This window comes from Prescottella defluvii (assembly GCF_000738775.1).
Classification (GTDB): Bacteria; Actinomycetota; Actinomycetes; order Mycobacteriales; family Mycobacteriaceae; genus Prescottella; species Prescottella defluvii.
This window is the reverse complement of the sequence record NZ_JPOC01000028.1, coordinates 1-15,666: the sequence shown is the minus strand read 5'-3', so window position 1 is coordinate 15,666 and position 15,666 is coordinate 1. Positions and strand designations below refer to the sequence as shown.

Below are 15,666 nucleotides of genomic sequence, written 5' to 3'. Positions count from 1 at the left end.
CGGCTTCGAATGGCGAGGTCGACCCGGCGACCATTGAAAGGGACACCATGAAGGCTGGAATCCATCCCGAGTACGTTGCCACCACCGTCGTGTGCGGTTGCGGTAACACGTTCGAGACCCACAGCACCGCGACCAGCGGACGTATCAACGTCGAGGTCTGCTCGCAGTGCCACCCGTTCTACACCGGCAAGCAGAAGATCCTCGACACCGGCGGCCGCGTGGCTCGCTTCGAGGCTCGCTACGGCAAGCGTGCCGACAAGAAGGCCGCTGCCGACCAGTAGCTGTCCCGCCGACGCCCGTCCTGCTTCTGCAGGCCGGGCGTCGGCTTTTTTGTACCAACCCGAACCGCGTTTTGCGCACTTGCCGCGATTCGGAGGTCTCGACGACAACGACAAGTGCGCAAAACGCGAAACAGGAGCCCAGAATGGCAGGGACGACGAAGCCGTCGGCGATCGACGACATCCTGGCCGAGCACGCAGGTCTGGAGCAGCAGCTCGCCGATCCGGCGCTGCACAACGATCCGTCGGCGGCCCGCAAGGCCGGCAAGCGCTTCGCCGAACTGGCACCGATCATGGCCACGTACGCCAAGCTCGTCGCGGCACAGGATGATCTCGAGGCCGCGCGGGAGCTCGCTGCCGACGACTCCGCGTTCGCCGCCGAGATTCCGGCGCTCGAGGAGACGGTGACCGAGCTCGACAAGGCGCTCACCGACCTGCTGGCCCCGCGAGACCCGCACGACGGCGACGACGTCGTCCTCGAACTCAAGTCCGGCGAGGGCGGTGAGGAGTCGGCGCTGTTCGCGTCCGACCTCGCCCGCATGTACGTCCGGCACGCCGAGCGCGCCGGCTGGAAGGTCGAGATCCTCGACGCCACCGTGTCCGACCTCGGCGGATACAAGGACGCGACCATCTCGATCAAGTCGAAGGGCGACGTCCGGGACGGTGTCTGGTCCCGCCTGAAGTTCGAGGGCGGCGTCCACCGCGTGCAGCGAGTGCCCGTCACCGAGTCGCAGGGACGCGTGCACACCTCGGCCGCGGGAGTCCTCATCTACCCGGAGCCCGAGGAGGTCGAGGAGGTGCAGATCGACGAGACCGATCTGCGCATCGACGTCTACCGCTCGTCCGGTAAGGGCGGCCAGGGCGTCAACACCACCGACTCCGCGGTCCGGATCACCCACCTGCCCACCGGCATCGTCGTGACCTGCCAGAACGAGCGCTCCCAGCTGCAGAACAAGGCCCGCGCGATGCAGGTGCTCGCGGCGCGTCTGCAGGCTGCCGCCGAGGAGGCCGCGGACGCCGAGGCGTCGGCCGGACGTCAGAGTCAGGTCCGCACGGTCGACCGCTCCGAGCGCATCCGCACGTACAACTTCCCGGAGAACCGGATCACCGATCATCGGATCGGATTCAAGGCGCACAATCTCGACGCCGTCCTCGACGGTGACATGGAAGCGCTGCTCGACGCCCTGGGCAAGGCGGACCGAGAGGCCCGACTCGCCGCCGAGTGAGCCTCGGCGAGCGAGCATCCACCGCCGAGTAGTCGACCGCGTCAGCTCACGACGGTGGTGGTGACGCCGCCCTGTGCGAGCACGCACGGCTGACCGGCACCGTTGGTGTAGACGCCGTCGAGCACGGTGGTGACGACACCGGGACCGGTGTCCGCGACGAACTCCGCGCGGCTGCCGTTGTTGGTGAGCGTGGCGATGCCGTTGGCGCCGGTGGAGTTGTTGACCCAGACGACTCTGCCGCCGCCGGCCGGCGGGGGTTCGTCGACGCTGATCGCGAGCCGTCCGTCGGGCAGGGCGGTGGCGTCGGCGACGCCCATCCCGCCCGGGCAGATCGCCGGTGCCGGCTGTACGTCGAATGCGGTGGCGTGCGCGATCGCGGGCCCGATCGCGACGGAAACTGTGGTGAATGCTGCGGCAGTCAGCAGACGTACCGCTGTGGCGGAGAACATGGGATGTACCTTCGTCCGGCCTCGGTCTGACGGTGTCCAGACCGGTCGTATTCTATCGCCGGGACGACGGCTGTAGCGTCGGTGCAAGCTGTCCGGCACCTATCCGTGTTGCGTCCGTGACCGACGTGGCAGTCTGTACCCCGTGAGACAACCCATCCGCCTGGCCATCATCGAGGCAGCCGCCGAGTTGGAGAGAGCCGGGGTGCCCTCGGCGCGGGTGGACGCCGAACTCCTCGCCGCGCATCTGCTGGGTGTCGAACGGACGCGCCTCGGCCTGGTGCCGCTGGTGGACCCGCCGGTCATCGACGAGTACCGCAAGATGGTGGCGCGCCGCGCGGAACGCATTCCGCTGCAATACATCACGGGATCGACCGCGATGGGCAACATCGACCTCGAGGTCGGGCCCGGCGTGTTCGTCCCGCGCCCCGAGACCGAACTCCTGCTGGCGTGGGCGCTCGCGCATCTCGAGTCCTCCGGTCTCCGGGCCCCCGTCGTGATGGACCTGTGTACCGGCTCCGGTGCGCTGGCCCTGGCGATCGCCCACGCCCGGCCCGATGCTGTCGTCCATGCCGTCGAACTGCAGCCGGATGCGTTGGCGTGGGCCCGTCGCAACGCCGATCGTCGGCGAGAGGCGGGGGACACGCCGATCCGTCTCGTCCAGGGTGACGTGACGGACCGGGCGTTGCTCACCGAGCTCGAGGGTGGTGTCGACCTCATCGTCTCCAACCCCCCGTACATCCCCGAGGGCGCCGTGCTCGACCCCGAAGTGGCCGAACACGATCCGCACACCGCGTTGTTCGGTGGGGCCGACGGCCTGTCGGTGATCAAACCGATGGTCAACAACATTGCGCGGTGGCTGCGCATCGGCGGTGCGGTGGGCGTCGAACACGACGACACCAACGGTGCTCAGGTGGCCGAGCTGTTCCGGGCCCGTCGCGTCTTCGATCACGTCGCCGAGCATCCGGACCTCGCGGGCAGGCCCCGGTTCGTCGTCGCGCAGCGGGTCGCGACCGAGGCGGAGGCGGCGCGATGAAAGCGGTCCGACGGTCCAGTGGAAGGATGGGGGAGTGAGCACCGTCTACGACTGCAAGCAACCCGACAATCGTGAAGCAGGGCTGACCGCCGCCAAGAATGCGCTGCGGGCCGGCCGTCTGGTCGTGCTTCCGACCGACACCCTGTACGGCCTCGGCGCCGATGCGTTCGACGGCGACGCCGTCGCGAGCCTGCTGCGGGCCAAGGGGCGCGGTCGGGACATGCCGGTGCCCGTTCTGGTCGGTTCGTGGAGCACGATCGACGGACTCGTCTTCTCGGTGCGCCCGCAGGCGCGCGACCTCGTCAAGGCCTTCTGGCCTGGTGGCCTGAGTCTCGTTGTGCAGCAAGCTCCTTCGCTTGCGTGGGACCTCGGTGACAGTCGGGGGACGGTCATGCTCCGGATGCCGTTGCATCCGGTCGCCCTCGATCTCCTGCGGGAGGTGGGACCGCTCGCGGTCTCCAGCGCCAACATCTCGGGGCGTCCGCCGGCGACCACCGTCGACGAAGCCCGCGACCAACTCGGGGGCGCTGCCAGTGTCTACCTCGACGGTGGACCGGCCGCTCATGCCGTCGCGTCGACGATCGTCGACCTCACCGGCGACGAGCCGCGCATCCTCCGCGAGGGGGCGGTGCCGACCGCCGACGTCGCCGAGGTGCTCGGAGTCGCCGCGGCGAGCCTGCTGCCGGGAGGGGAGTAGTGGTGACGGGACTCGTCATGCTCAATCCCGGCCGCTGGCCGGCCTGCCGGTAGCGTCGTCGAGGTGAGTCCTGCGGATACGGCCCTGCTGGCGCTCGCCCAGGGTGGCAACGGGGCGGGTGTGCCGCTGCGTGAGCTTCTCCTCGTGCTGTTCACGGCGGCCGTCGTCACGTTCCTGGGGACGGGCGCGGTCCGGGTACTGGCGATCCGTTTCGGTGCGGTCGCCGTACCGCGCGACCGTGACGTCCATGTGCAGCCGACGCCGCGGCTCGGTGGTGTCGGCATGTACATCGGGATGCTCGTCGCACTGCTGTTCGCGCAGCAGTTGCCGGCCCTGACACGTGGATTCGAGTTCTCCACCGACATCAGTGCAGTCCTGGTCGCCGGCTTCGTCATCGTGCTGGTCGGCGTGATCGACGATCGTTGGGGTCTCGACGCGCTCACCAAGTTCGTCGGTCAGGTGACCGCCGCCGGGATCCTCGCCGTGATGGGAGTCAGCTGGTACATCATCTACCAGCCCTTCGGTGACACCACGGTCATCCTCGACCAACTCCAAGCGGGACTCGTCACGGTCGGTGTGACCGTCGTGATGATCAACGCGATGAACTTCGTCGACGGCCTGGACGGCCTCGCGGCCGGGCTCGGACTGATCGCTTCGCTCGCGATCTGCGCGTTCTCGGTCGGGCTGCTGCACGACCAGGGGGGCGACGTCAGCGCGTACCCGCCGGCGATGATCGCGGCGGCGCTCGCCGGTGCCTGCCTGGGCTTCCTGCCGCACAACTTCCAGCCGGCCCGGATCTTCATGGGCGACTCCGGTTCGATGCTGATCGGCCTGACGCTGGCGGCGGTCTCGACGAGCGCATCGGGTCGGATCAGTCTGAGCGCGTACGGATCCCGGGATCTGCTCGGTCTGCTCTCGCCGCTCCTGCTGGTGGGTGCGGTCATGTTCATTCCGATCCTCGACCTGCTGCTGGCCATCGTCCGACGGACCCGCGCCGGCGTGAGTCCGTTCAGCCCGGACAAGATGCATCTGCACCATCGGTTGCTGCAGATCGGCCACTCCCACCGTCGCGTCGTGCTCCTGATCTACTTGTGGGTGGCGATCCTCGCGTTCGGAGCGGTCGGTTCCGCGTTGATCGACAGGCGTGTGGTCGTTCTCCTGGTGGCCGGAGGTCTGGTGTTCGCGCTCGTGGTGACAGCCGTCCCGTCGCTGCGCTCCAGACACGACTCGGTGCGCGGCGACGGATGACTCGCGGAGCGTTCCGGGAGGGGGTTTCGGGCTTCCGTTACCCTTGGGTGTCGTGACGACCCCAGATTTGGATTCCGATATGACCACCTCCGTCCCCGGCGGCTCCACCGCTGCGCTGCGCCGTGCTGTGCAGTTCGGTGCGCTCGGCCTCGTCGTGCTCGCTGTGGTCGGCGCCGTGATCGGTGGCATCGCCGCCGGGCTGCCGGGCGTGTGGGGCGCGTTGATCGGAGCTGCGATCGGCGGCGGATTCATCCTCGTGACCGCGGTGATCGTCCTGTTCACGGCGCGTTTGCCTGCGATCACCGCGGCTGCGGTTCTGTTGGGCGGATGGCTGATCAAGATGGTGATCGCGCTCATCGTCCTCGGACTGCTCAACCCCCTCGACTTCTACAGCCGTCCGACGCTCGTAATCGTCATGGTCTGCGCGCTCGTCCTGGTGCTGGGATCGGAGACCTGGGGGGTGCTCGGCAGCAAGATGTTGTACGTGGAGCCGGCCTCCGACAGCGACGACGACGCCCCGGAGCGGTCGGCGTAGAACGGCGGACGACAGGGGTGGCCGGTCGGTAAGTCCGACCGGAAACCACCCCGTCTACGCACTGTCGTAGATGTCTTGATAAAGTTCCGTCCAAGCGAGCACAAGCAGGCGGGATTCCCAGTGTGGGATCATCGCCCCTGTGATTTGCAGGCGGAAGCCCCGGGCTGCCGCCGAGTCGACGAGTGTCGCCGACGTCGACAGCGAGTCCTTCGGGAGGATGCTGGCGATTCGCAAGGTCGATCTCGTCAGGTAGTAGATCATCACTGTCCGATCGCACCACCACTGTCCGATCGAACCGCAGGTTGACACCGACTGCGGACCGACTACGGGAGAGACCGCTGAGCGTCACATTCACGGCCGAGGGTTACACACCGCCAACCCTGGCCGACTTCAACCCGCCTGCCATTCTGTTCGGTGGCACCCCGTTCGAAATCGATCGACTGGTCATGCTCCGGCTGATCATGTGCGCCGTGCTGCTGCTGTTCTTCGTGATTGCGCTCCGGAGCCCCAAGTTCGTGCCGCGGGGCATCCAGAATGTCGCCGAATTGGCGATCGATTTCGTGCGAATCAACATCGCGGAAGAGATCCTCGGCAAGGAACAGGGCCGCAGGTTCCTTCCGGTGATCGCCACGATCTTCTTCGTGGTTGTCGCGACCAACTTCTCGGCCATCGTGCCGTTCATGAACATCTCGTCAAACGGTCGAATCGCGATGCCGATGGTTCTCGCGCTCTTCGCGTGGATCACGTTCCTCTATGTGGGCATCAAGAAGTACGGATTCTTCAAGTACTTCAAGAGCAGCATCGTTGTTCCCAACGTGCCGCCGGCCCTGCACGTCCTGCTGATCCCGATCGAGTTCATCTCGACCTTCGTTCTTCGCCCGTTCACGTTGATGGTTCGACTCATGGCGAACATGCTCGCGGGTCACATCCTGCTGGTGCTGTTCTTCGGGTCCGCCTGGTACTTCTTCTTCGAGGCCGGGAACTTCACCGCGGTGTTCGGCGTGGCGTCCGTCGCGGCGGCCGTCGCCTTTACCTTCTTCGAACTGCTTGTGATCTTCCTGCAGGCATACGTCTTCGCGCTGCTGACCGCGGTCTACATCGATACGTCGCTGCACGCGGATTCGCACTAGAACCACTGATGGCCGGCCGGCCTTCGGGCCGGCACCACTGAGAACTGAGCCCCGCACCGACCCCGGGCGTGGCCAAACGAAAGGGAAACACCACCATGAGCCTCGCGTACCTGGCACAGGAAGCCGCCGAGACCACCGTCAAGGGCTACGGCGCCATCGGCTTCGGCCTCGCCGCGATCGGCCCCGGCATCGGCATCGGTATCCTCGTCGGCAAGGCAATGGAGAGCATGGCTCGCCAGCCTGAGATGGCCGGCCAGATCCGTACCACGATGTTCCTCGGTATCGCGTTCACCGAGGCCCTCGCGCTGATCGGCCTCGTTGCCGGCTTCATTTTCTAAGACATCGTCATGGCAGCAGCAACTATCGAACTACTCGCAGCTGAAGAGCAGAACCCGCTCATCCCTGCGGTATACGACATTGTCTGGTCGATCGTCGCCCTGGCTGTCGTCGCGTTCGTCTTCTGGAAATTCGTTCTCCCCATGGCGCAGCGGGTACTCGACGAGCGCACCGAGAAGATCGAGGGCGGTCTAGCGCGCGCTGAGGCGGCGCAGAACGAGGCTCAGCAAGCGCTGGAGCAGTACCACGCGCAGCTCGCTGAGGCTCGTACCGAGGCCGCGAAGATACGCGAGGAAGCACGCACCCAGGGCCAGCAGATCATCGCTGAGATGAAGGCACAGGCTCAGGAAGAGAGCGACCGCATCGTCGCCGCCGGTCACAGCCAGTTGGTCGCACAGCGCCAGCAGATCGTGACCGAGCTGCGGGCCGACATCGGCAAGACCGCTGTCGACCTCGCCGAGAAGGTCATCGGGGAGTCTCTCGCCGACGACGTCAAGCGCGCCGGAACGGTCGATCGCTTCCTCAACGAGCTGGACGCTGTCAGCGCCGATTCCGCAGCAGGAAAGTGAGCACCATGTACGCAGCGAGCCGTGAAGCCCTGACGCAGACCCGTGCTGCGCTCAACGCGGCGTTGGATTCCGTTTCCCCCGGCGCAGCCACTGCGGCTGCGGCGCAGGCCGGATCCGAGCTGTTCTCGTTGGTCGAGGTACTCGACGGCCAGCGCACTCTCCGGAATGCGCTCGCCGACGCGTCCACGCCTGCCGCTGGTCGCCAGGGCCTGGCCCGCCAGGTGTTCTCGGGGAAGGTCGGCGCCGAGGCGCAGGCAACCCTCGAGGCCGCCGTGGGCCAGGACTGGTCGTCCTCGGCGGACCTGCTGAACTCCCTGGTCACGCTGGGACGTGAGTCCCTGCTTCGGGCTGCGGCCGACCAGAACCAGAGCGACGCGGTCGAGGACGAGCTCTTCCGCCTCGGTCGCATCGTTGCCGGCAACCCGCAGCTGGAGCAGGTCCTTTCGGATCGTTCGACGCCGTTCGCCAGCAAGCGCGAACTGCTGTCGAAGCTGCTGTACGGCAAGGTCACTGCGATCACGGAGGCCTTGGCCGTCCAGGCCGTGGGCCGACTGCGGACCGCTCCCGCGGATGCCTTCGACGAGCTGTCGGCCTTGGCCGCGGCACAGCGGAACAAGGCGGTTGCGCACGTGCGCAGCGCCTCGGCGTTGTCGAGTGAGCAGGTCGATCGGCTTGCGGCGACGCTGACTCGCACCTACGGCAAGCCCGTCACCGTGCACGTGGAGGTCGATTCCGCTCTCCTCGCCGGCATGGTCGTGCGGGTTGGTCACGAGGTCATCGACGGGAGCGCGGCCGGTCGCCTCGCTGCCCTGCGGAAGACCTTCAAGTAGCCGACGACCGAACACATACTCCCGATCTTTTCGAAGACCTGATACCGAGAGCAGGAAAAACATGGCGGAGCTGACGATCTCCTCCGACGAGATCCGTAGCGCGATCGAGAACTACACCGCGAGCTACTCACCGGAGGCCTCCCGCGAGGAGGTCGGCACGGTGTCCGACACCAGCGACGGCATCGCTCACATCACCGGCCTGCCGTCGGCGATGTCCAACGAGCTGCTGGAGTTCCCGGGCGGCGTGCTCGGCGTGGCACTGAACCTGGATGCGACCGAGATCGGCGCCGTCATCCTGGGCGACTACGAGCACATCGAAGAAGGCCAGGAAGTCAAGCGGACCGGCGACGTTCTGTCGGTGCCGGTCGGCGACGGCTACCTGGGCCGCGTCGTGGACCCGCTGGGTCGTCCGATCGACGGCCTCGGCGACATCGAGACCACCGAGACCCGCGCTCTCGAGCTGCAGGCCGCCTCGGTCCTCGAGCGTCAGCCCGTCGAGGAGCCGCTGCAGACCGGCATCAAGGCGATCGACGCCATGACCCCGATCGGCCGCGGCCAGCGTCAGCTCGTCATCGGTGACCGCAAGACCGGCAAGACCGCGGTCTGCGTGGACGCCATCCTGAACCAGAAGGCCAACTGGGCGACCGGCGACCCGAAGCAGCAGGTTCGCTGCATCTACGTCGCGATCGGTCAGAAGGGCTCCACCATCGCCGGCGTCAAGCAGGCGCTCGAGGAGCAGGGCGCGATGGAGTACACCACCATCGTCGCTGCCCCGGCCTCCGACTCCGCCGGCTTCAAGTGGCTGGCCCCGTACACCGGTTCGGCCATCGGCCAGCACTGGATGTACCAGGGCAAGCACGTCCTCATCGTGTTCGACGACCTGACCAAGCAGGCTGAGGCGTACCGCGCCATTTCGCTGCTGCTGCGTCGTCCGCCGGGACGTGAGGCCTACCCGGGTGACGTCTTCTACCTGCACTCTCGTCTGCTGGAGCGTTCGGCGAAGCTGTCCGACGAGCTCGGTGGCGGTTCGCTGACGGCTCTGCCGATCGTCGAGACCAAGGCCAACGACGTCTCGGCGTACATCCCGACCAACGTCATCTCGATCACCGACGGCCAGGTCTTCCTCGAGTCCGACCTGTTCAACAAGGGCATCCGCCCCGCGATCAACGTCGGTATCTCGGTTTCCCGAGTCGGTGGCGCCGCGCAGACCAAGGGCATGAAGAAGGTCTCCGGTTCGCTGCGTCTGGAGCTGGCACAGTTCCGCGAGCTCGAGGCCTTCTCGGCCTTCGCCTCGGACCTGGACGCTGCTTCGAAGGCTCAGCTCGAGCGCGGCCAGCGCCTGGTCGAGCTGCTCAAGCAGGACCAGTACTCGCCGATCGCGGTCGAGGACCAGATCATCTCGATCTACCTCGCCGGCGAAGGCGTGTTCGACTCGGTTCCGGTCGACGACGTCCGTCGCTTCGAGACCGAGCTGCTCGAGGACCTGCACCGCAACGCTGCCGGTGTCTACGAGTCGATCAAGGGCGGCAAGGCTCTCGACGGCGAGTCGATCACCGCGCTGATGGCGGCCACCGACAAGTTCAAGCAGGGCTTCCTCGCCTCCGACGGCAGCCGTGTCGTGAACGAGGCCGCTGCCGCGGCACTCGACGCTTCCGAGGTCGGCCAGGAGAAGGTCACCGTCAAGCGCACCACTGTCAGCAAGTGAGCGTGGTCCCCATGACACAGCGTCACCCGAAGGGAGAGTGATCGACCGATGGCAAGCATTCGCGAACTGCGTTCTCGTATCAAGGCGACCAACTCGACCAAGAAGATCACCAAGGCGCAGGAACTGATCGCGACTTCGCGTATCACGAAGGCTCAGGCCCGGGTCGCGGCTTCCAAGCCGTACGCGGAGGAGATCACCAAGGTGCTCTCCGAGCTGGCGAGTGCTTCGGCGTCGCTCGATCATCCACTGCTGAACGAGCGCCCGAACCCGAAGCGTGCTGCCGTCCTGGTCGTCACCAGTGACCGCGGTATGTGTGGCGGTTACAACTCCAACGCTCTCAAGGAGGCGGAGGAGCTGTTCCAGCTGCTGCGTTCCGAGGGCAAGGAGCCTGTGATCTACGTGCTCGGTGCCAAGGGACTCGGCTACTACACCTTCCGTGGGCGGAACGTGGGCGGATCGTGGACCGGCTTCTCGCAGGAGCCCGGCTACACGGATGCCGCTACGGCGAGCCGTCACCTGGTCGAGCTGTTCATGGCCGGCTCCGGTTCCGAGGTCGAGGCCCCGAACGGCGAGGGCACGATCGAGGGCGTCGACGAGCTTCACATCGTCTACACCCGCTTCGTGTCGATGCTGACCCAGAAGCCGGAAGTCCGGCGGATGGCTCCGCTCGAGGTCGACTACGCCGATGATCACATCGAGCTGGGCGAGGACATGCTGTCCAACGGTCAGCACGACGGAAAGTCGGGTCCGGCGGCTGTCTACAACTTCGAGCCCGAAGCTGCGACGCTGCTGGCGGCACTGCTGCCCAAGTACGTCAGCACGCGCATCTACTCGGCTCTGCTGGACTCCGCCGCCTCGGAGTCTGCCGCCCGTCGTACGGCCATGAAGGCCGCGACGGATAATGCGAACGAACTGGTGAACACCCTGAGCCGTCAGGCAAACCAGGCTCGCCAGGCCCAGATCACCCAGGAAATCAGCGAGATCGTCGGTGGCGCGAATGCGCTGGCCTCGAGCGCAGGAAGTGACTAGCACATGACCGCAGCAGTAACCCAAACCAACGCGAACGGAGCGGACACCACGTCCGGCCGGGTCGTGCGGGTCATCGGTCCCGTTGTGGACGTTGAGTTCCCGCGCGGCCATGTTCCCGACCTGTTCAACGCCCTGCACTCGGAGATCACCCTCCCGTCGGTGGCGAAGACGCTGACCCTCGAGGTTGCGCAGCACCTGGGCGACAACCTGGTGCGCACCATCTCGATGCAGCCCACCGACGGCCTGGTCCGCGGCGCTGCTGTCACCAACACCGGCAAGCCGATCTCGGTTCCCGTCGGCGACGTCGTCAAGGGCCACGTGTTCAACGCCCTCGGTGACTGCCTCGACGCTCCGGGCACCGGTCGCGACGGCGAGCAGTGGGGCATCCACCGCAAGCCCCCGGCCTTCGATCAGCTCGAAGGCAAGACCGAGATCCTCGAGACCGGCATCAAGGTCATCGACCTGCTGACCCCGTACGTCAAGGGCGGCAAGATCGGTCTGTTCGGTGGTGCCGGCGTCGGCAAGACCGTTCTGATCCAGGAAATGATCACCCGTATCGCCCGCGAGTTCTCCGGAACCTCGGTGTTCGCAGGCGTCGGTGAGCGCACCCGTGAGGGCACCGACCTTCACCTCGAGATGGAAGAGATGGGCGTCCTCCAGGACACCGCCCTTGTCTTCGGCCAGATGGACGAGCCGCCGGGAACGCGTATGCGCGTCGCCCTGTCCGCGCTGACCATGGCGGAGTACTTCCGCGATGTCCAGGGCCAGGACGTGCTGCTGTTCATCGACAACATCTTCCGCTTCACGCAGGCCGGTTCCGAGGTTTCGACCCTGCTGGGTCGTATGCCTTCGGCCGTCGGTTACCAGCCCACGCTGGCGGACGAGATGGGTGAGCTCCAGGAGCGCATCACCTCGACCCGTGGCCGCTCGATCACCTCGCTGCAGGCGATCTACGTCCCCGCCGACGACTACACCGACCCGGCGCCGGCGACCACCTTCGCGCACCTCGATGCGACCACCGAGCTCTCGCGTCCGATTTCGCAGATGGGTATCTACCCCGCTGTGGACCCGCTGACGTCGACCTCGCGCATCCTGGAACCCGGCATTGTCGGTGCCGAGCACTTCCGCGTCGCGAACGAGGTCAAGCGGATCCTGCAGAAGTACAAGGAACTGCAGGACATCATCGCCATCCTCGGTATGGACGAGCTTCAGGAAGAGGACAAGGTCCTGGTCGGCCGCGCGCGCCGTATCCAGAAGTTCCTCGGCCAGAACTTCATCGTCGCCGAGAAGTTCACCGGTGAGCCCGGCTCGGTCGTGCCGCTGCGTGACACCATCGAGGCGTTCGACCGCGTCTGCAAGGGCGAGTTCGACCACCTGCCGGAGCAGGCGTTCAACAGCTGCGGTGGACTCGACGACGTCGAGGCCGCTGCCAAGAAGATCGCCGGAAAGTAGACCGACATGGCTGAGATGACCGTTGAACTCGTTGCCGTCGAGCAGCGACTCTGGTCGGGATCGGCGAAGCTCGTCAGCGCCCAGACGACCGAGGGTGAGATCGGCATCATGCCCGGGCATGAGCCGGTTCTCGGTCAGCTGGTGGAGGGCGGCGTGGTTTCGATCACGACCGTCGACGGCGAGCGTGTGGTCGCGGCTGTGCACGGCGGTTTCCTCTCGGTGACCGCTACCACGGTGACGATCCTGGCGGAGTCCGCGGACATGGCCCAGGACGTCGACGTCGAGGCGGCCAAGGCCGTCCTGGCGGAGACCACCGAGGACCTCGAGGCGATTGCGGTCGCCAAGGGTCAGCTGCGTGCGGTCGAGCGCGCCTAGTCAGTTCACGACGAGCCGCGACGGAGCCGACGAGCTGTGACGATCGGGATGGTAGTTCTCATCATTCTGGTTGTGCTGCTCGCGGTCTTCGTCGCGGCTTTCGTGTATCGGCTGACAGTTTTGCGTCGCGGCGGAACCGCCGCGATCCTGCGCGTCACTCCGTCCCCCGGCGGGAGCGGGTGGCGGCACGGGGTGGTGCGGTACGGCGAGGGCTCGCTGGTCTTCTTCAAGCTGTCGAGTCTGCGTCCCGGCCCGGACACACGGATGAGCCGTCAGGGCATCGAGGTCGGTGCCCGCCGCGGTCCGGTCGGCAACGAGTACGACATCATGACCGACGAGATCGTGATCCTCGAGGTGACGGACGGCGATCGGAGCTACGAGATCGCACTGGACCGCGGTGCGTTGACCGCGTTCCTGTCGTGGGTCGAATCGCGGCCGTCGGGGCGCTCGATGCGTGGGCGTCCGGCCTGAACGGACGGGCGCCGGCGATCATCGTTCCGAGATGACGAGGCAATGAAAAAGGGAGGCCCGCGGGCCTCCCTTTTGCGTTATCGCGATGTCGGACTCAGCCGCCCGCACCGGGCTGCCAGAGCACGTCTCCGCTGGGATTTGCCAGCCGACTGACGATGAACAGCAGGTCCGACAGCCTGTTGAGGTACTTCGCCGGAAGCACGTTGGTGTCCTCCGGGCTGGATTCGACGGCCGCCCACGCCGAGCGCTCGGCGCGCCGGGCGACTGTCCGGGCGGAGTGCAACAGGGCCCCGAGTGGGGTTCCGCCCGGCAGGATGAACGAGTGCAGTGGCTCGAGACGCTCGTTGAACTGGTCGCACCAGCCCTCGACGCGGTCGATGTACGGCTGCGTCACGCGTAGCGGCGGGTATTTCGGATCCGGGACCACGGGTGTCGAGAGGTCCGCTCCGGCATCGAAGAGATCGTTCTGGATCTGACGGAGTACGTCGACGATCTCCTCCGGGGGTGCGCCCAGCGCGAGTGCGACACCGATGCTCGCGTTGGTTTCGTCGCAGTCTGCGTATGCGATCAGCCGGGGATCGTTCTTCGAGACCCGAGAGAAGTCGCTGAGCCCGGTGGTGCCGTCGTCCCCGGTCCGGGTGTAGATCCGCGTCAAGTGAACAGCCATGGGCTAACGGTACCGCCCAGCCGTTCTGTGACGACGCTGGTTAGGCTGTGCCACTGTGAGTGAACGCTTTCTTGTCGCTGGTGGAAACCGACTCGTCGGTGAGGTGCCAGTGGGTGGGGCGAAGAACAGCGTCCTGAAGCTGATGGCCGCGGCCTTGTTGGCCGAGGGGACCAGCGTGATCAGCAACTGCCCGGACATCCTCGATGTGCCGCTGATGGCTGACGTGCTCAGGGGCCTCGGTTGCGAGGTCGTCCTGGAGGGTTCCGTCGCGACCATCACGACGCCGGCCCAGCCGAAGTACCACGCGGACTTCGCCGCCGTGCGTCAGTTCCGTGCGTCGGTGTGTGTGCTCGGACCGTTGGTTGCGCGGTGCCGCAAGGCAGTCGTCGCACTGCCCGGCGGTGACGCGATCGGGTCGAGGCCTCTCGACATGCATCAGTCCGGGCTGCGATTGCTGGGCGCGCACAGCGAGATCGAGCACGGATGCGTAGTTGCCGAGGCCGACGACCTGCACGGGGCGAACATTCGCCTGGCCTTCCCGTCGGTCGGCGCGACCGAGAACATCCTCATGGCCGCTGTCCTCGCGAAGGGCGAGACGGTCATCGACAACGCTGCGCGCGAACCGGAGATCGTCGACCTGTGCAACATGCTGACGCGGATGGGCGCGAAGATCAGTGGCGCCGGATCCACGACGCTGACCATTCGTGGAGTGCCGAAGCTGCAGCCGACCACACATCGGGTCATCGGGGACCGGATCGTCGCGGCGACGTGGGGGATCGCTGCAGCAATGACGCGCGGCGATGTCCTCGTGCGTGGGGTGAATCCGAAGCACCTCACGTTGGTGCTCGACAAGCTGCGCGCCGCAGGTTCCGAGGTCACGGTCGAAGCCGACGGGTTCCGCGTGGTGCAGGCGGATCGTCCACAGGCCGTGAACTTCGCGACGCTGCCGTACCCGGGGTTTCCCACCGACCTTCAGCCCATGGCGATCGGGCTGGCCTCGATCGCGGAGGGCACGTCGATGATTACGGAAAACGTGTTCGAGGCGCGGTTCCGGTTCGTCGAGGAGATGATCCGGTTGGGCGCCGATGCCCGGACCGACGGGCACCATGCAGTGGTACGGGGAGTTCCCGAGCTGTCGAGCGCACCGGTGTGGTCGTCGGACATTCGGGCCGGAGCCGGTCTCGTCCTCGCCGGCCTGGTCGCTGACGGCGTCACGGAGGTGCACGACGTCTACCACATCGACCGGGGCTACCCGCGGTTCGTCGAGGACCTGTCGGGACTCGGAGGCGACATCCGGCGAGTGGTCGACGATCAGTAGGGGGCAGGGCGGGGGAGCCGGCCGGCGCCCACGCGAAGGACTGTGTTCGGCGTCACAAATGGACGTTTGTCCGTAAGTGGTGCAGAACCGACGCGGTGACCTGCGGAAACGCCTGTCTTCACGTCTCCGACCAGGCAGTTTGACGACCAATACGGTCTCGCGTAACTTATTCCAGGTCAGAGCGACACGGACACCGACCCGGACCTGAGGGACTGGAAAAACGAGGTTGTACGGAGAGCGCCTGGCGAATCTGCTTTGATCGGTTCTGGTTCTCGGATTTGCGTCCGGCTCCGGTTCTGGTTAGGCTGGAACGGTTGC

Annotated in this window: 19 protein-coding genes; 16 read left to right on the top strand and 3 right to left on the bottom strand. The window is 66.4% G+C overall.

The genetic code is table 11. The features are described from left to right. Nucleotides 1-47: 47 nt before the first annotated feature. Nucleotides 48-281 (top strand): 50S ribosomal protein L31, encoded by a 234-nt coding sequence (rpmE, locus tag IJ15_RS0110875; protein WP_031938367.1) that lies wholly within the window; start codon nt 48-50, stop codon nt 279-281. 143 nt (nt 282-424) lie between these two features. Continuing rightward, nucleotides 425-1,504 carry a peptide chain release factor 1 gene (prfA, locus tag IJ15_RS0110870; RefSeq protein ID WP_031938366.1) on the top strand — a complete coding sequence of 360 codons (1,080 nt, stop codon included), beginning with the start codon at nt 425-427 and terminating at the stop codon, nt 1,502-1,504. A 41-nt stretch (nt 1,505-1,545) separates the two neighbouring features. On the opposite strand, the gene IJ15_RS0110865 is transcribed toward prfA, so the two are convergent. After that, complete coding sequence (locus IJ15_RS0110865) at nt 1,546-1,953, bottom strand: hypothetical protein (protein WP_031938365.1); 408 nt, start codon at nt 1,951-1,953, stop codon at nt 1,546-1,548. 142 nt (nt 1,954-2,095) lie between these two features. On the opposite strand from IJ15_RS0110865, the gene prmC reads away from it, so the two are divergent. The 4 genes from prmC to IJ15_RS0110845 all read left to right on the top strand — a co-directional run bounded on the left by prmC (nt 2,096) and on the right by IJ15_RS0110845 (nt 5,466). Continuing rightward, on the top strand, nt 2,096-2,986 hold the full coding sequence (gene prmC, locus IJ15_RS0110860) for a peptide chain release factor N(5)-glutamine methyltransferase (protein WP_031938364.1): 891 nt from the start codon (nt 2,096-2,098) through the stop codon (nt 2,984-2,986). Between the two features lie 34 nt (nt 2,987-3,020). Next, nucleotides 3,021-3,683: an L-threonylcarbamoyladenylate synthase gene (locus IJ15_RS0110855; RefSeq protein WP_031938363.1), complete on the top strand. Its 663-nt coding sequence runs from the start codon at nt 3,021-3,023 to the stop codon at nt 3,681-3,683. Nucleotides 3,684-3,746: 63 nt separating this feature from the next. Further along, nucleotides 3,747-4,931 carry a glycosyltransferase family 4 protein gene (locus IJ15_RS0110850; RefSeq protein ID WP_031938362.1) on the top strand — a complete coding sequence of 395 codons (1,185 nt, stop codon included), beginning with the start codon at nt 3,747-3,749 and terminating at the stop codon, nt 4,929-4,931. A 79-nt stretch (nt 4,932-5,010) separates the two neighbouring features. Continuing rightward, nucleotides 5,011-5,466 carry a hypothetical protein gene (locus tag IJ15_RS0110845; protein ID WP_031938361.1) on the top strand — a complete coding sequence of 152 codons (456 nt, stop codon included), beginning with the start codon at nt 5,011-5,013 and terminating at the stop codon, nt 5,464-5,466. A gap of 54 nt (nt 5,467-5,520) precedes the next feature. Here the strand turns inward: IJ15_RS0110845 and IJ15_RS0110840 are convergent, their stop codons facing one another. Further along, on the bottom strand, nt 5,521-5,730 hold the full coding sequence (locus IJ15_RS0110840) for a hypothetical protein (RefSeq protein ID WP_156112079.1): 210 nt from the start codon (nt 5,728-5,730) through the stop codon (nt 5,521-5,523). Between the two features lie 74 nt (nt 5,731-5,804). Here IJ15_RS0110840 and atpB point away from each other — a divergent pair, with 74 nt between their 5' ends. The 9 genes from atpB to IJ15_RS0110795 all read left to right on the top strand — a co-directional run bounded on the left by atpB (nt 5,805) and on the right by IJ15_RS0110795 (nt 13,363). Beyond that, entirely contained in the window at nt 5,805-6,596 is a 792-nt protein-coding gene (gene atpB / locus IJ15_RS0110835) for a F0F1 ATP synthase subunit A (RefSeq protein WP_231569509.1), read from the top strand. A 95-nt stretch (nt 6,597-6,691) separates the two neighbouring features. Next, on the top strand, nt 6,692-6,934 hold the full coding sequence (locus tag IJ15_RS0110830; RefSeq protein ID WP_031938358.1) for an ATP synthase F0 subunit C: 243 nt from the start codon (nt 6,692-6,694) through the stop codon (nt 6,932-6,934). A 9-nt stretch (nt 6,935-6,943) separates the two neighbouring features. Further along, on the top strand, nt 6,944-7,501 hold the full coding sequence (locus tag IJ15_RS0110825; RefSeq protein ID WP_031938357.1) for a F0F1 ATP synthase subunit B: 558 nt from the start codon (nt 6,944-6,946) through the stop codon (nt 7,499-7,501). 5 nt (nt 7,502-7,506) lie between these two features. Further along, the gene (locus IJ15_RS0110820) at nt 7,507-8,331 is read left to right on the top strand and encodes a F0F1 ATP synthase subunit delta (RefSeq protein ID WP_031938356.1); all 825 of its coding nucleotides are present in this window, start codon (nt 7,507-7,509) and stop codon (nt 8,329-8,331) included. Between the two features lie 61 nt (nt 8,332-8,392). Next, entirely contained in the window at nt 8,393-10,036 is a 1,644-nt protein-coding gene (gene atpA, locus IJ15_RS0110815) for a F0F1 ATP synthase subunit alpha (protein WP_031938355.1), read from the top strand. Nucleotides 10,037-10,084: 48 nt separating this feature from the next. Further along, a complete protein-coding gene (locus tag IJ15_RS0110810; protein WP_031938354.1) occupies nt 10,085-11,065 on the top strand; it encodes a F0F1 ATP synthase subunit gamma in 981 nt (326 codons plus the stop codon). Nucleotides 11,066-11,068: 3 nt separating this feature from the next. Next, nucleotides 11,069-12,517 carry a F0F1 ATP synthase subunit beta gene (atpD, locus tag IJ15_RS0110805; RefSeq protein WP_031938353.1) on the top strand — a complete coding sequence of 483 codons (1,449 nt, stop codon included), beginning with the start codon at nt 11,069-11,071 and terminating at the stop codon, nt 12,515-12,517. A 6-nt stretch (nt 12,518-12,523) separates the two neighbouring features. Continuing rightward, nucleotides 12,524-12,892 (top strand): F0F1 ATP synthase subunit epsilon, encoded by a 369-nt coding sequence (locus IJ15_RS0110800; RefSeq protein WP_031938352.1) that lies wholly within the window; start codon nt 12,524-12,526, stop codon nt 12,890-12,892. Between the two features lie 48 nt (nt 12,893-12,940). After that, a complete protein-coding gene (locus tag IJ15_RS0110795; protein ID WP_031938351.1) occupies nt 12,941-13,363 on the top strand; it encodes a DUF2550 domain-containing protein in 423 nt (140 codons plus the stop codon). A gap of 94 nt (nt 13,364-13,457) precedes the next feature. Here the strand turns inward: IJ15_RS0110795 and IJ15_RS0110790 are convergent, their stop codons facing one another. Continuing rightward, nucleotides 13,458-14,030, bottom strand: coding sequence for a cob(I)yrinic acid a,c-diamide adenosyltransferase (locus tag IJ15_RS0110790; protein WP_031938350.1), 573 nt, complete (start codon nt 14,028-14,030; stop codon nt 13,458-13,460). A gap of 55 nt (nt 14,031-14,085) precedes the next feature. Between IJ15_RS0110790 and murA the strand changes: the two genes are divergently transcribed. Then, nucleotides 14,086-15,348: a UDP-N-acetylglucosamine 1-carboxyvinyltransferase gene (gene murA / locus IJ15_RS0110785; protein ID WP_031938349.1), complete on the top strand. Its 1,263-nt coding sequence runs from the start codon at nt 14,086-14,088 to the stop codon at nt 15,346-15,348. The last annotated feature ends 318 nt before the right edge of the window (nt 15,349-15,666 follow it).